Origin of the sequence: Streptomyces sp. MUSC 14 (assembly GCF_001866675.1) — a bacterium.
In the GTDB taxonomy this organism is placed as follows: Bacteria; Actinomycetota; Actinomycetes; order Streptomycetales; family Streptomycetaceae; genus Streptomyces.
The window spans coordinates 88,609-101,772 of the sequence record NZ_MLYN01000074.1 but is presented as its reverse complement, the minus strand read 5'-3'; the positions used below and the strand labels follow the sequence as shown (position 1 = coordinate 101,772).

The 13,164-nt window shown below is 71.5% G+C and carries 11 protein-coding genes; 5 read left to right on the top strand and 6 right to left on the bottom strand.

From position 1 onward, the window contains the following. Nucleotides 1–71 precede the first annotated feature (71 nt). Nucleotides 72–1,067 carry a ParB/RepB/Spo0J family partition protein gene (locus BIV25_RS39590; protein ID WP_071377394.1) on the bottom strand — a complete coding sequence of 332 codons (996 nt, stop codon included), beginning with the start codon at nucleotides 1,065–1,067 and terminating at the stop codon, nucleotides 72–74. 249 nt (nucleotides 1,068–1,316) lie between these two features. On the opposite strand from BIV25_RS39590, the gene BIV25_RS39585 reads away from it, so the two are divergent. Continuing rightward, nucleotides 1,317–2,051, top strand: a complete 735-nt coding sequence (locus BIV25_RS39585) for an LmbU family transcriptional regulator (protein ID WP_256257114.1) — start codon at nucleotides 1,317–1,319, stop codon at nucleotides 2,049–2,051. A gap of 27 nt (nucleotides 2,052–2,078) precedes the next feature. Here BIV25_RS39585 and BIV25_RS39580 read toward each other — a convergent pair whose 3' ends face one another. Next, nucleotides 2,079–2,723 (bottom strand): FMN-binding negative transcriptional regulator, encoded by a 645-nt coding sequence (locus BIV25_RS39580; protein ID WP_071377393.1) that lies wholly within the window; start codon nucleotides 2,721–2,723, stop codon nucleotides 2,079–2,081. Between the two features lie 378 nt (nucleotides 2,724–3,101). Between BIV25_RS39580 and BIV25_RS39575 the strand changes: the two genes are divergently transcribed. From BIV25_RS39575 to BIV25_RS51725, 3 genes are all read left to right on the top strand, one after another. Beyond that, nucleotides 3,102–4,451: a lysine N(6)-hydroxylase/L-ornithine N(5)-oxygenase family protein gene (locus tag BIV25_RS39575; protein WP_071377392.1), complete on the top strand. Its 1,350-nt coding sequence runs from the start codon at nucleotides 3,102–3,104 to the stop codon at nucleotides 4,449–4,451. A 379-nt stretch (nucleotides 4,452–4,830) separates the two neighbouring features. Then, the gene (gene argB / locus BIV25_RS39570) at nucleotides 4,831–5,739 is read left to right on the top strand and encodes an acetylglutamate kinase (protein ID WP_071377391.1); all 909 of its coding nucleotides are present in this window, start codon (nucleotides 4,831–4,833) and stop codon (nucleotides 5,737–5,739) included. Continuing rightward, complete coding sequence (locus tag BIV25_RS51725; RefSeq protein WP_071377390.1) at nucleotides 5,736–6,380, top strand: hypothetical protein; 645 nt, start codon at nucleotides 5,736–5,738, stop codon at nucleotides 6,378–6,380. The genes argB and BIV25_RS51725 overlap by 4 nt, the downstream gene beginning before the upstream one ends. Before the next feature lie 19 nt (nucleotides 6,381–6,399). Here the strand turns inward: BIV25_RS51725 and BIV25_RS39560 are convergent, their stop codons facing one another. The 3 genes from BIV25_RS39560 to BIV25_RS39550 form a co-directional block, all read right to left on the bottom strand. Further along, nucleotides 6,400–7,329, bottom strand: coding sequence for an AfsR/SARP family transcriptional regulator (locus BIV25_RS39560; protein ID WP_071377389.1), 930 nt, complete (start codon nucleotides 7,327–7,329; stop codon nucleotides 6,400–6,402). After that, complete coding sequence (locus BIV25_RS39555; protein WP_071377388.1) at nucleotides 7,326–8,078, bottom strand: thioesterase II family protein; 753 nt, start codon at nucleotides 8,076–8,078, stop codon at nucleotides 7,326–7,328. The genes BIV25_RS39560 and BIV25_RS39555 overlap by 4 nt, the downstream gene beginning before the upstream one ends. 335 nt (nucleotides 8,079–8,413) lie before the next feature. Beyond that, nucleotides 8,414–8,878, bottom strand: a complete 465-nt coding sequence (locus BIV25_RS39550) for a nuclear transport factor 2 family protein (protein ID WP_071377387.1) — start codon at nucleotides 8,876–8,878, stop codon at nucleotides 8,414–8,416. A gap of 216 nt (nucleotides 8,879–9,094) precedes the next feature. Between BIV25_RS39550 and BIV25_RS39545 the strand changes: the two genes are divergently transcribed. Then, a complete protein-coding gene (locus tag BIV25_RS39545; RefSeq protein WP_071377386.1) occupies nucleotides 9,095–11,341 on the top strand; it encodes an MMPL family transporter in 2,247 nt (748 codons plus the stop codon). A gap of 545 nt (nucleotides 11,342–11,886) precedes the next feature. Here the strand turns inward: BIV25_RS39545 and BIV25_RS39540 are convergent. Continuing rightward, nucleotides 11,887–13,155 (bottom strand): MFS transporter, encoded by a 1,269-nt coding sequence (locus BIV25_RS39540; RefSeq protein WP_071377385.1) that lies wholly within the window; start codon nucleotides 13,153–13,155, stop codon nucleotides 11,887–11,889. Between the last annotated feature and the right edge of the window lie 9 nt (nucleotides 13,156–13,164).

Here is a 13,164-nt window from a genome sequence, read left to right as displayed (position 1 = left end):
GCGGCGTACACCGGCCACCACACCGGAGTACGCCGCCCTTTCGTGTGCCACGGCATGCCGTCACCGCCGGGTCAACTCCCCCGGCTCTCCAGTTCGTTGGCGAAGCGCAGCCAGTGGTCGGCGCAACGCCGCGCAGCCTGCGCGAGGACGTCCGCGCGGTGCCCGGGCACGCTCCGCGCGAGCCGGAGCCACTTGGCCTCGTCGCCGATCGAGTGGACGCTCAGCATCCGCAGCAGCATCCGGCCGGCCTCCGTGCGCAGGGACGGGTCCTTGCACATGGCCGGCAGGAGCAACCCGATGGTGGCCGCGGAGGGACGCGTCGCCGGCCGGCCGGCGGCCTGCCCCGGGAGAGCGTCGGGGGCGACCGAACCGCCCTGCTCCGGCCCGCTCTCGGAGGCACGGGAGGGAAGGGGGCCCTGGCCCTGGCGTATGCGGTCGCGTACGTCCTTGGCGGTGGCCGTGGCGATGCCCGCCTGCTCGGCGATCTGGCGCAGCGACGCCCCGGGGTTGGCGGCGATCACCTGGCTCGCCCGCAGCCGCCCCTCGGTCGCCCGCAGCGGCCGGACCCGCCCGTCCCGGCCCACGCGCGCGACCGGCTCCTCGCCCTGGCCGGCCGCACGGCGCCGGAGGGCGGCGACGGTGCCGGCCGAGAGCCCGGCCTTGGCCGCGATCCGCCGGTCCGACCAGTACGGACAGGCCCGTAGGATCCGTTGCGCCGCGGCCGTCCGGTCGGCCTGCGACAGCGGCAGCCCGTGGGTGACGTTGAGCCACACCGCCAGGGTGAAGGCCTCCACTTCGCCGCCTTCGAAGAACTCCACGTCGATGGTGTCGTCCCCGCGCAGCCGCACCGCCTTGAGCCGGTGCATCCCGTCGATGACCCGCATCGACGCGCGGTGCACCAGGATCGGCGGCAGCGGCGACTCCAGCGCGGCGAGCATCCGGACACGCTCGGCGTCCTCGCCGTTGATCCTCGGGGAGTCGGAGTCCAGCAGCGCGTCCACGGGCACCGTGGCACGCCGTCTTCCGGCCGGCTCCTCCGCGGCAGCCGTGACCAGTTGAAGACCCATCAGAGGACCCCCCGTCAGTGATGTGCGGCCATACCGGCCCAAGGCACCAGAAAAATACCTGTCTGCTGGTTCCTTTTCGAAGCTCGGACGGCCCACAGGTGATGTGCCGTTCCCGTCGACGGGACAACTCCCGCGCGGGCTCCGTTCCACAGAGAGGTTCGACGCGCAACCGTTCGAGTGCCGCTCAGGTGCCGTCCCAGCCCGCCCTGCGAGGCTTCTCGCCGGTTATGTCACCCTTCTCATGGAGGCATGATGGCCCATCAGGCCGATCCAACCGCGGTGCCCCACGGCGGCACGGCGACCACAGTCCCGCAGTCCCCGCAACGGCGCCGGGGCCAGGTGCTGACGACCAAGGTGGGCCTGCAGATGCCGGCCGGGATGGCCTACGACGAGTGGGAGCGGGCCGGGCGCCAGCTCTCCGACGTCCTCGACTCGTCCTCCTGGTGGCTGGGCGACTGGCTCGTGTACGGCAAGGACCACTACACCGACCGGTACCAGCGCGGGATACGCGCCGCCGGCCTCTCGTACCAGACCCTGCGCAACTACGCATGGGTCTCCCGGCGCTTCGACCTCTCCCGCCGGCGGCCCGCCCTGAGCTTCCAGCACCACGCCGAGCTGGCCTCCATGCCGGTCCCGGACCAGGACCTCTGGCTCGACCGCGCCGAGCAGCGGCAGTGGACGACCAAGCAGCTGCGTGCCGCCATCCGCGCCGCACGCCAGGGCGAGCAGCAGCCGTCCACCGCCACCGAGCCGAGCCGCCGCCTGGAGGTCCCCGGCAGCCGACTTCAGTGGTGGCACAAGGCCGCGGAACAGCTGGGCGTCGACTTCGAGCAGTGGGTGATGGCCACGCTGGACAGCGCGGCCGCGAGCGCTCTGGAGGACCTCGGCACGCTGGCGGAGCGCAAGCGGATCTCCCTGGTCAAGGGCGTCACGGGCATGCCGGACCGCGACGAGCGGACCCGGCCGGTGGCCATCAGCGCCTGAGCCCCGGGCGTCGAAGCCGCAGGCACGTCACGGCAGCCGGTTCATCAGAGCGGCGGTCTCGCGCTGGTACGCGCATCCGCTCTGCCCGAAGGACGCGCGCACCCGCTCGCGCACCTCGCCCGGTTGCTCCTGGCTGAGCTTGAACATGCCCTCGGCCCCGGTCACCGTGAACCGGAAGGCCCCCACGGCCGGCACGATCTGGCGGAAGTAGCCGAGCGACTCGGTCATGTCCCAGCCGTTGCCGAACGCACCCTCGAAGGCGCGCACGGTGGACTTCACCACCTCCAGCGTCTCGTCCACCGTGTCGATCTTCTCGATCACACCCCGGACGTGCACCGAGGTGAAGTTCCAGGTCGGAGCGGCCGGAGTCTTCTCGTACACCGTGGGCGACACATAGGAGTGCGGACCGGTGAACGTCAGCAGCAGGACGCTGCCCGTCTCCAGCGCCTTCCAGTGCGGATTGGCCCGGTTCATGTGCCCGAGCAGCGTGGCCCCCGGCAGTTCGCCGGACCAGTCGTCGGACGTCCCGGGATCGAAGATGACCGGCAGATGAGTGGCGAAAGGACCGTCCTCGGGGCTGCCGTTCGTCACCGCGAGAGCCAGTGGATTACCCCGGATCAGATCCACCATCCACGAACTGTCCGGTTCACGATAAAAACTGGGCACGAACATTCGGATTCACCCTTCTCAGCACAGGCCCCGCCGCGGGGAAATTCCAGGAATCCGCGCCGACCGTACCGCCGTCCCGTCGACGGGACAACGTTTTCATCTTTCGGACAGCCGAATTCGAGAAATCTCCGAAGGGCAGCATATTCACCGCTGCCGACGTCGACAGCGCCCCGGACCGCCGGGCCCCGGGCAAGGCCAACCTCGCTGTCGGACTCCGATTCTGCCCCTCTGACCAGCGACTCAGTCAGCGCTCCAGCGCCCCGAGACGAGAGCTCAGGAGCAGCTTGCCAACATCGTGGCAAGGTTTTGCCAAGCCGGAAATCGCACAGCGGTCCCTCAGGCCACCGGTCGAGTTTTCCAGACGCAATCGGGAGCATTCTCATGAACGTAACGGGCAGGAGCAGCCAGGAGATCTACGACGTGGTCGGAATCGGGTTCGGCCCGTCCAACCTGTCGCTCGCGATCGCCCTGGAGGAACACGGGGCGAGCACGCCGGAGCATCCGGTCACGTCCCACTTCTTCGAGCGGCAGCCCGCGTTCGGCTGGCACCGGAACATGCTGCTGCCGTCGACGACCATGCAGATCTCGTTCCTCAAGGACCTGGTCACCTTCAGGAATCCGATGTCCCGGTTCAGCTTCATCTCGTTCCTGCACACCCAGAACCGGCTGGTGCAGTTCGTGAACACCCAGGACTTCTATCCGACGCGGCAGGAGTTCCATCAGTACCTGGAGTGGGCCGCCGCGGGCCTGAGCGACCGCGTCACCTACGGCGCCGAGGTCACCTCGATCCGGCCCGTCGCCGAGGCCGGGTCCGACGCGTCCGACCTCCTGGAGATCGAGGTGCGCGACAGCGGCGGCACCCGTGTGGTGCTCGCACGCAACGTGGCCCTCGCGTCGGGCCTGGTGCCGCGGCTGCCGGAGGGCGTGACCTCCGACGAACGGGTGTGGCACAGTTCGGAGTTCCTGGGCAGGTTCAACGCACAGGACCCGGCGGACCTCAAGAACGTCATGGTGGTCGGCGCCGGCCAGAGCGCGGCCGAGATCGTCCGGTTCTTCCACGACGCGCTGCCGCACGCCCAGGTCTCCGCGGTCATCCCGTCGTACGGCTACTCCATCGCCGACGACACCCCCTTCGCCAACCAGGTGTTCGACCCCAGCGCGGTCGACGAGTACTACTTCGGCACCGAGCGGGCCCGGGACTCGTTCTGGCGCTACCACCGCAACACCAACTACTCGGTGGTCGACGCGGACGTCATCCGGGACCTGTACCAGCGGTCGTACGACGAGCAGGTGCGCGGCACCCAGCGGCTGCACTTCCGCAACCTCACCCGGGTCGAGGAGGTCGAACGCGCCGGAAGCGGGACGCGGGTGGTCCTGCGCTCGGTGCTCGACGACCGGACGGAGGACGTGGGCGTCGACGCGCTGGTGTTCGCCACCGGCTACGACGGCCTGGACCCGGCCCGCCTGCTCGGCGACTTCGACCGGCACTTCCTGCGCGACGGGGCGGGCCGGCACCAGGTGGAGCGCGACTACCGCCTCGTCAGCGCGTCGGGACTGAACTGCGGGGTCTACCTCCAGGGCGGCACCGAGCACACCCACGGCCTGTCGTCGGCCCTGCTGTCGAACATCGCGGTGCGCAGCGGCGAGATCGCCGACTCGATCGTGCTGCGGCGCACCCAGCGGGAGCTGGGGAGCATCCGCCCCGTGGACGTCGCACGCTCGGCGGCCTGAGGCAGCGCGGCTCCACTCCGGCTCAAGTCGTCCACGATTCGTATGCGAGTGGAAAGCCACTGTCCTGTTGACAGTACGTGACGCGACAGCGGGACACTCCCGAAGAGAAGCCACCGCCATTTCCGGCGAGTTGACGGGAATTGATATTCCGTCCATCCGCGTTCGCCGCGATGATTGCGAACGCGACCACAGACCGGGCCGACAGGTCATCACCTTCCCAAGAGCCCGCATCACAGCCAAGTGCTTTCGTGTCGCACTCAAGCGCATGTCCACCGGTCATCGGGGCCGGCCCATGGCCGCGGTCCCGCACAGAAGGAGTCGTTCCTATGAGCGCCAACTGCCCGGTCGGCGGCACCGTCCCCCGGCGTGCGAGGTTCTCATGACCGTCAGCGAGCACCCGGCCCTCGCCAAGGCCCGGTCGATGGGCGACGCCCTGCCGTGGCTGGCCCGCCACCAGGGCCGTACGGTCGTCATCAAGCTGGGCGGACACGCCATGGTCGACGAGGACCTCACGGCGGCCTTCGCCCGCGACATCGTCTTCCTGCGCTACGCCGGGCTGCGGCCCGTGGTGGTGCACGGAGGAGGCCCCCAGATCGACGCCGAGCTGGCGCGGCGCGGCCTGGAGCGCGAGTTCCGCGCCGGGCTCAGAGTCACCTCGCCGGCCGCGATGGACGTGGTGCGGATGGTCCTCGCCGGCCAGGTGCAGCGCGAACTGGTCGGGCTGATCAACCGCTTCGGCCCGCTCGCCGTCGGCATGACCGGCGAGGACGCGGACACCCTCACCGCGGTGCGGCACGTGCCGTGGATCGACGGGGAGCCGGTGGACATCGGCAGGGTCGGCGACATCGCCGGCGTGGACACCGGTGCCCTGGACAGCCTGCTGGCGGACGGCCGTATCCCGGTGGTGTCACCGCTCGCCCGCAGCGCCGAGGACGGCCTGGTCTACAACGTCAACGCCGACACCGTGGCGGCCGCGCTCGCGACCGCGCTGCGCGCCGAGGCACTCGTCCTGCTGACGGACGTCGCGGGTCTGTACGCGGGCTGGCCGCACAGCGACGTGGTCATCCCCCGGCTCACGGCCGACGAGCTGGAGAAGCTCCTGCCGGAGCTGAGCGACGGAATGGTCCCCAAGATGACCGGCTGCCTGGAGGCCGTGCGCGGCGGCGTGGGTGCGGCCCGGGTGATCGACGGACGGATACCGCACTCGGTACTCCTGGAGATGTTCACCGACGACGGGGTCGGCACGGTGATCGTGCCGGACCCGGAAAAGGCGGAGGTCCTGCCGTGAACGAGGAGTGGGGACAGCGACAGCACCGGCAGCACGCCGGCTCGGCACGGACCCTGCACGCCGTGGAGCCGCCCGCACCGGGGCCGGCGGACCTCGTCCACGAGCTGGTCGTCGCGGCCGGGACGGACGGGGGCGAGGCCCCGGGGCTGGCCCGCCGGCTCGCCGCCGCCCTGTCGCCCGAGGTCAGACTGGTGCTGCTGAACGCCCTGGCCGAGGCCGGCGCGTCGGACGACGACCGCCCCCTCGGGCCCGGGACCCCGGGCCCGTGCAGCCTGAGCTTCCTGCCGACGTACCAGGACCACGAGCCGGACCGGCCGGCCCGCGCCCCCGAGTACGGTGACACCGGGTTCCCGCAGGCGGCCCGCAACGATCCGCCGGACGGTATCGTCCGGCTGCGGTTCGCCGACGCGATCGCGTTCGAGCGGGCCGGCGCCGCCTTCGCCACCGGATCGGGACCGGGCTTCGGCGACCCGTGGGGTGACCCCGCGACGCTCACCCTCCGGATCCCCGCGGACGCCGGCGTCGAGACCCTTCGGGCCGTGCTCGCGGTCCTCGACGCGGCGGCGGTCACGGCCGAGTCGCTCACCGTGCACACCCACGAACTCGACGACGTCTTCGCCGCGTTCACCAGCCTGCCGTAGGGAAGCCGGCCACATCCGGCTATCGGCCCGCGTGCTCCTCCCGGACCTGGATTCTGCGGAGCAGGTCCTCCTGGTTCCGCTCCAGTTGCTCGATCCGGGCCTGAAGCTGCGCCACCTGCGCCGCCAGGTCCGGGCGGTGGGAACGCGCGGCCGGCAGCGCGGGAGAGTGGTTGAGGACCGCCTCCAGGCGGGACCGCAGGGCCGGGCCCGGTTCCACGCCGAGCACGGCGACCAGACGGCGGCGGGCCCGTTCGTAGACACCGAGGGCCTCCGCCTGCCGGCCGCTGCGGTACAGGGCGACCATCAGCAGGTCGTAGAAGCGCTCACGCAGCGGATGGTCGGCGGTCAGCCGCTCCAGGTCGCAGATGCTCTCCGCGCACCTTCCGCAGTTCAGGTTCGCCTCGTACAGGGCTTCCAGGGCGGTGAGGCGCTGCTCCTCCAGACGGTCCGCCTCGGCCGTGCACAGGGGGCCGTTACGGCTGTCCTGCAGAGCCTGGCCGTGCCACAACGACAGGGCATGGCCGAGTAGTCGGGTCGCGTGTCGCGGGTCTTCGGGGACCGCCGCCCTGCCCTGCCCGGACAGGCTGATGAAGCGGGCCACGTCGGTCGAGGCACGGCCCAGGCGCAACAGGTATCCGGTGGGCAGGGTGCTGATCCACTCGTGGCCCGGGGCGGGCAGCAGCCGGCGCAGCCGGGCGACGTGGGTGTGCAGGGCGTTCGGCGCGTTGGACGGGGGCCGGTCGCCCCACAGCTCTTCCACCAGGCGGTCCACCGAGAGCCGTTCGCCCGCGTGGATGACCAGCGTGGCGAGCAGGGCCCGCTGTTTGGGGCCGGAGGGCACGATGCCCGTCCCGGTCGCGCCGTCGTACACGACCACCGGGCCGAGCAGCCGGAACTCGGTCGCCTCGGCGCGCGCCGCAGCCGGTGCGGGGCGGTCGAGGACGGTCATCGCGTCACCGGGGACGGCTCCCGGGCCAGCAGCAGGGCGCGGCGCACATCGTCCTGGATCCGCCCGGTGACCTCCTGGAGCCGGTCCCGGAAGTAGAAGTGGTCGCCGTCGAACAGATGCCGGCCCAGGAAGTGCTCGGAGGCGGCCTCCCAGCCGTCCAGCCGGTGCGGCGGCGCCACCTGGTCGCGGGTGCCGCCGAACACCGAGAGGGGGACCGGCAGCGGCGCGGTGAGGGGCTTCGTGCGCCAGGTCTCGCTCATGCGCAGGTCCGCGCGGATGACCGGCGCGAACATGTCCCACAGCTCCTCGTCGTCCAGCAGCGTGGACGGCGTACCGCCCATCGCGGCCAGCTCCCGGCGCAGTTCCGCGTCGGACAGCAGGTGCCGGTGCGTGGCCTCCCCGTCGGGGCGCAGCGTGCCGCGTGCGGACAGGCCGAGCCACACCGGCGGACGGCCCAGGTCGACGAGCCGGCGCGTCAGTTCGTACGCGACGAGTCCGCCCATGCTGTGCCCGAAGAGCGCGTAGTGGCCCGTCAGCCGGGTGTCCAGCTCGTGCAGGAAGTGGTCGATCACGGCGCCGGCATCCGTCAGCGCCGGACGTGCGTCGCGCAGGCCGCGGCCCGGTGCGTCGGGGGTGTGCACGTCCCAGTCGGCCGGGAAACAGGACGGCCAGTCGCGGTACGCGAGATGCGAACCACCGGAGTGGTGGAACACGAACAGGCGCAGCTTCGGCTCTACCGCCTTCTGCATGGCGACTCCATCGACGAGAGACTCCGCCGTCCGGCCCGACGACCAGCGGGCGGACAAGGGGCGGGAGTTAGCACGATAGCCCCGTCCCGGCCGCGGCGGCCGCCGCCACGAGCGAGCCTCGAACCGCTCTCAAGCCCTGTCCGCCACGCGCGAGGGAGTCCCGGAGATCCAGGGTGCCCGTACGTCGACGCGCCCGCCCTCGTCAGGAGACGGCAGGCGGGCGCGGACGGGGAGGAGATGGTGCACGGCCCACGGTAGACACGGGGCGTGCCCCACGTCCCGTGCCCTGCGCGGAACTTCGAGTTCAGCTGCAGCGGCGCTCCGTCTCGCTCCCCCTAGGCCAGGTCGTCCCGGGTGACCCGGCGGTGCGCGGTGCGCCACTCGCCGTGGGTGCGGACCAGGACGTCCTCCATGACGTACGCGTACAGGGCCTTGGAGCTGCCGCCGCCCGGCACGAGGCACACCACGGCCGAGCAGCGGGTGTGCAGCGACCCGTCCGCCTGGGGATGCACGTCGAGCATGCCGACCCAGTGGTCGAGACGGCTGCCGGCCCGCCGCTGCCGTGCCGCGCCCGCGCGCACGTAGGGGGCGAGCCCGTCGCGCACACGCAACGGAGCGGACCGGCAGGGCAGTTCGAAGACGGCGTCCTCGGTGCAGGTGGCCGCCCAGCGCTCGGTGTCGTGCGCGTCCAGGATCTGCATCTGGTGCGCGTAGAACCGCTGGATCTCCGCGTACAGAGCGGCGAACTTCTGGTTCTGGAGGGTGCGTTCGGCGGTTCCCACCAGCTCGACGGTCGTCATCTCGGCCTCCGCCTCCGTCCGTGCCCCTCGGGCACTCCAAGGAATCCGAACTCGGTACGCACACTCTTCGAGGCCCAGCTCGAGCTTCTTTCCAATACGCCTCAAGTGATCCTGACGACGCTGTGCACCGTGGGGTCACGACTGCCGCGGCCCCACGGACATCGCGACAGCACCACCCATCCCCTCACACCGCTTGAGAGCAGGAGTCTGTACGACATGGCCACCTTCCTCGCATCAGTGGGCCGCTTCGCCTTCCGGCGACGCGGCCTGGTGACCCTGCTGTGGCTCGCCGTCCTCGTCGGAATCGGCGTCGCCGCCTCCTCCGCGCCCGCACCGCCCGCCGACACGTTCTCCATGCCGGGCACCGAGTCCCAGAAGGCGTTCGACCTGCTCAAGGAGAAGTTCCCGGCGGCGAACGCGGACGGCGCCACCGCCCGTGTGGTGCTGCGCGCCTCGCAGGGCCACAAGCTCGCCGACCCGGAGGAGAAGGCCAAGGTCGAGGACCTGGTCGCCCGGCTCGGCACGGCACCCGACGTGGTCGCGGTGTCCGACCCGTTCAAGGCGAACGCCGTCAGCAAGGACGGCACCACGGCCTACGCGGTCGCCACCTACAAGGTCGCCGCCACCAAGCTGGACGACAAGGCCCACAAGGCCCTCACCGACGCCCTCGCCCAGTCCCGCAGGAGCGGTCTGACCGTCGAGGCCGGCGGTGACGCGGTCCCGCTGGCGGCGAGCTCGGGCAGCGGCGCCGAAGGCATCGGCATCCTGATCTCCGCCCTCGTCCTGATCCTCACCTTCGGCTCGATGATCGCCGCGGGCATGCCGCTGGTGACCGCGCTCATCGGCGTCGCCATCGGCACCTCCGCGATCACCGCGCTCGGCTCCACCCTGGGCCTGTCGAGCACCACCACCACGCTGGCGATGATGCTCGGCCTCGCGGTCGGCATCGACTACGCCCTGTTCGTCATCTCCCGCTACCGTTCCGAGCTGTCCGAGGGCCGCGAGCGCCAGGACGCCGCGGCGCGCGCCGTCGGCACCGCCGGCACCGCCGTCGTCTTCGCCGGCCTCACCGTGATCATCGCCCTTGCGGGCCTCGCCGTGGTCAACGTGCCGATGCTCACCAAGATGGGCCTCGCCGCGGCCGGCACGGTCGGCATCGCGGTCCTCGTCGCCCTCACCCTCGTCCCCGCCCTGCTCGGCTTCGCACCGGTCAAGGTCATGCCCCGCGCCGAGCGCAAGCGTTTCTACGGCAAGCCGCTGAGCGCCCGTCAGCAGCGCAGGGCGGACAAGCGGGCCGCGCGTGTGAAGCCGAACCTCGGCACCCGCTGGGCCGCGTTGGTCGTCCGCCGTCCGCTGGCCGTTCTGTTCGTCGGTGTCGCGGGCCTCGGCGCCCTCGCCATCCCTGCGGCCGACATGCAGCTCGGTCTGCCGAGCGAGGGCACGTACGCGAAGGACACCACCCAGCGCAAGGCGTACGACATGCTGTCCGACTCCTTCGGAGCCGGCTTCAACGGCCCGCTGACCGTCACGGTCCAGGCCAAGGACACGGCCGCCGCGGCGAGCCGGGTCGGCAAGCGGCTCGCCGAGGTCGGGAACGTCGCGAGGGTGAGCCCCGCGGTCACCAACCCCGCGGGTGACACGGCGATCATCACCGTCGTACCGAAGACCGGTCCGCAGGACCACGCCACCGAGGAACTGGTCCGGACGATCCGCGGCATGAAGGACGACTTCCGGTCCTCCGGCGACGCCACGGTGCTGGTCACCGGCACGACCGCCCTCTACATCGACTTCTCCCAGACCCTCGACGACGCCCTCGTGCCCTATCTGGGGCTGGTCGTCGGCCTCGCCTTCCTCCTGCTGATGCTGGTCTTCCGCTCGGTCCTCGTCCCGCTCAAGGCGGCTCTGGGCTTCCTGCTCTCGGTCGGCGCGGCACTGGGTTCGGTCGTCGCGGTCTTCCAGTGGGGCTGGCTCGCCAAGGGGCTCGGCATCACCCAGCAGGGCCAGATCATGAGCACGCTGCCGATCTTCATGGTCGGTGTGGTCTTCGGACTCGCGATGGACTACGAGGTCTTCCTCGTCGCCCGGATGCGGGAGGCCTACGTCCACGGCGCGAGCCCCTCCGACGCGGTGGTCACCGGCTTCCGCTACGGCGGACGGGTCGTCACCGCCGCCGCGATCATCATGACCAGCGTCTTCTCCGGGTTCATCCTGGACACGAACGACTTCGTGAAGATGATGGGCTTCAGCCTCGCCTCCGCCGTCCTCTTCGACGCCTTCGTGGTCCGCATGACCCTGGTCCCGGCCCTGTTCGCCCTGCTCGGCAAGTCCGCCTGGTGGCTGCCGCGCTGGCTGGACCGGCTGCTGCCGAACATGGACGTGGAGGGCGAGAAGCTCCACCGCTTCCCGGCCGCCGCCCCGGTCCCCGGCGCCCGGCACGAGCGCGAGCCCGAGTACATCGGCTGACCCGCCACCCCGACCCCGGGCCGCGATTCCCCCGTCCGGCCCGGCCCAACGGCCACCGCCGCTCCGAGTGCCTCACCGCACCGGACCGGCGGTGGCCGCTCTCTGTTCCGTGCGCGCAGTGGTCGGTTCGACCGACGATGCCACGACCGGGCTGACGTCCGGTCGCCTGTCGGCGTTCGTGACGGATGCGCAGACGTTGTGCACGGCCTGGCCGAGATCGTCGACGGCCTTGTTCACGGCGACGCCGTCGGTCCGGTGGCCGATGGCCGATGGCCTTCAGGTTCTTCTCGACGGGGCCGGCTTCGCAGTGGCCTCGACCGGGGGTGGCGCATCGCTCCGGGAGGGCAGATGCGCAGACGTTGTGCACGGCCTGGCCGAGATCGTCGACGGCCTTGTTCACGGCGACGCCGTCGGTCCGGTGGCCGATGGCCGATGGCCTTCAGGTTCTTCTCGACGGGGCCGGCTTCGCAGTGGCCTCGACCGGGGGTGGCGCATCGCTCCGGGAGGGCAGCCGGGTCCGGCCGGAGCGTCGGCCGGCCGAATCGTCAGGCGGCTGTCTGCGGCCGGGCTGTGGGCTCGGGGTCGGCCGTGGGCTCCTGCTGTTCCGCCGGCAGGTTGCGGCGGGCGCGGGTGACGGCCGGGCCGATCGCCGCCGTACCGGTCAGGAAGACGGCGGCCAGGGCCAGCCAGCCGAGGGAGTTGTGGCCGACGACCAGGAGGGAGACCAGGGCGGGGCCGAGGGTGGCCTGGATGACGACGTGCAGGTGGAACGCGCCGAGGTACTCGCCGCGCGCCTGCTCGGGAGCCAGGCCGAAGCCGAGGCCGAAGCCGCTGGCCGACTGCCACAGTTCGGCGAGGGTGAACAGCAGGACCGCGACGAGCGCGATCGCGCCGGTGCCCCAGGATCCGGTGAACTGTCCCGCCGCGAGGGCCGCGCACGCCAGCACGCTCACCAGTCCCGCCTTGCGGGCCGTGCCGACGGCACCGTCCAGGTTCTCCGCACCGCGGGCCGCCGCCACCTGGAAGAGGACCACCAGGACCGTGTTGACGGCGAGGATCAACGGGACGACGCCGTGCGGCAGATGGGTGTTCCTGACGATCCACAGCGGGATTCCGGCGAGCAGCACCGCGCTGTGCAGGGCGAGCATGCTGGAGGCTCCGATGACGCCGAGGAAGGGCAGGTCGCGCAGGACGCGGAAGGGCTTGCCGCCGTCGGCCGCGGCCCGCGCGTCGGTCGCTGGCAGCTTCAGCACCAGTGCGGCCGCCGCCAGGAAGGTCAGTCCGTCGCCGAGCGGGAGCAGCCCGAGGGTGTCCTTGCCCAGGGAGATCAGCGCGGCGGCCGCCAGCGCGCCGGCCGAGAAGCCGGCGTTGAACAGGGAGCGCAGCGCCGCCCGCGCGGTCACGCGTTCGCCGTCCGGGACCAGTTCGGCGATCAGGGCGCCGAAGGCCGGGCCGCAGCCGTACTCCAGGGCGCCGATCAGGATGACCACCGGGAAGTAGGCGGCGGGTGAGTGCACGGCCGGATAGAGGGCGTAGGCACCGGCCAGCACGAACAGCAGCACGGAGAGCAGACGCCGGGCGCCCGTCCTGTCGGTCAGCCGGCCGAAGACGAGGCTGGCGACGAAGCCGCTGAGGCCGGCGAGGGAGAGGCCGAGGCCGACGACGGTGGCGGGCAGGCCAGCCACGGTGACGAAGTAGACCGCGGAGCCGGCCATGAACAGGCCGTTGCCGAGGCTGTCGACGAAGTGCAGGGCGCCGAGCGTCCTGGCCGGTCCGCGCAGCGACGAGAACGTGCGCTGAATGAGCGTTTTCACAACCGTGGG

Excerpts from the sequence above, each read along its gene's own strand:
- BIV25_RS39590 (WP_071377394.1), bottom strand. The coding sequence starts at position 1,067 with ATGGGTCTTCAACTGGTCACGGCTGCCGCGGAGGAGCCGGCCGGAAGA.
- BIV25_RS39585 (WP_256257114.1), top strand. The coding sequence starts at position 1,317 with ATGATGGCCCATCAGGCCGATCCAACCGCGGTGCCCCACGGCGGCACG.
- BIV25_RS39580 (WP_071377393.1), bottom strand. The coding sequence starts at position 2,723 with ATGTTCGTGCCCAGTTTTTATCGTGAACCGGACAGTTCGTGGATGGTG.
- BIV25_RS39575 (WP_071377392.1), top strand. The coding sequence starts at position 3,102 with ATGAACGTAACGGGCAGGAGCAGCCAGGAGATCTACGACGTGGTCGGA.
- argB (WP_071377391.1), top strand. The coding sequence starts at position 4,831 with ATGACCGTCAGCGAGCACCCGGCCCTCGCCAAGGCCCGGTCGATGGGC.
- BIV25_RS39560 (WP_071377389.1), bottom strand. The coding sequence starts at position 7,329 with ATGACCGTCCTCGACCGCCCCGCACCGGCTGCGGCGCGCGCCGAGGCG.
- BIV25_RS39555 (WP_071377388.1), bottom strand. The coding sequence starts at position 8,078 with ATGCAGAAGGCGGTAGAGCCGAAGCTGCGCCTGTTCGTGTTCCACCAC.
- BIV25_RS39550 (WP_071377387.1), bottom strand. The coding sequence starts at position 8,878 with ATGACGACCGTCGAGCTGGTGGGAACCGCCGAACGCACCCTCCAGAAC.
- BIV25_RS39545 (WP_071377386.1), top strand. The coding sequence starts at position 9,095 with ATGGCCACCTTCCTCGCATCAGTGGGCCGCTTCGCCTTCCGGCGACGC.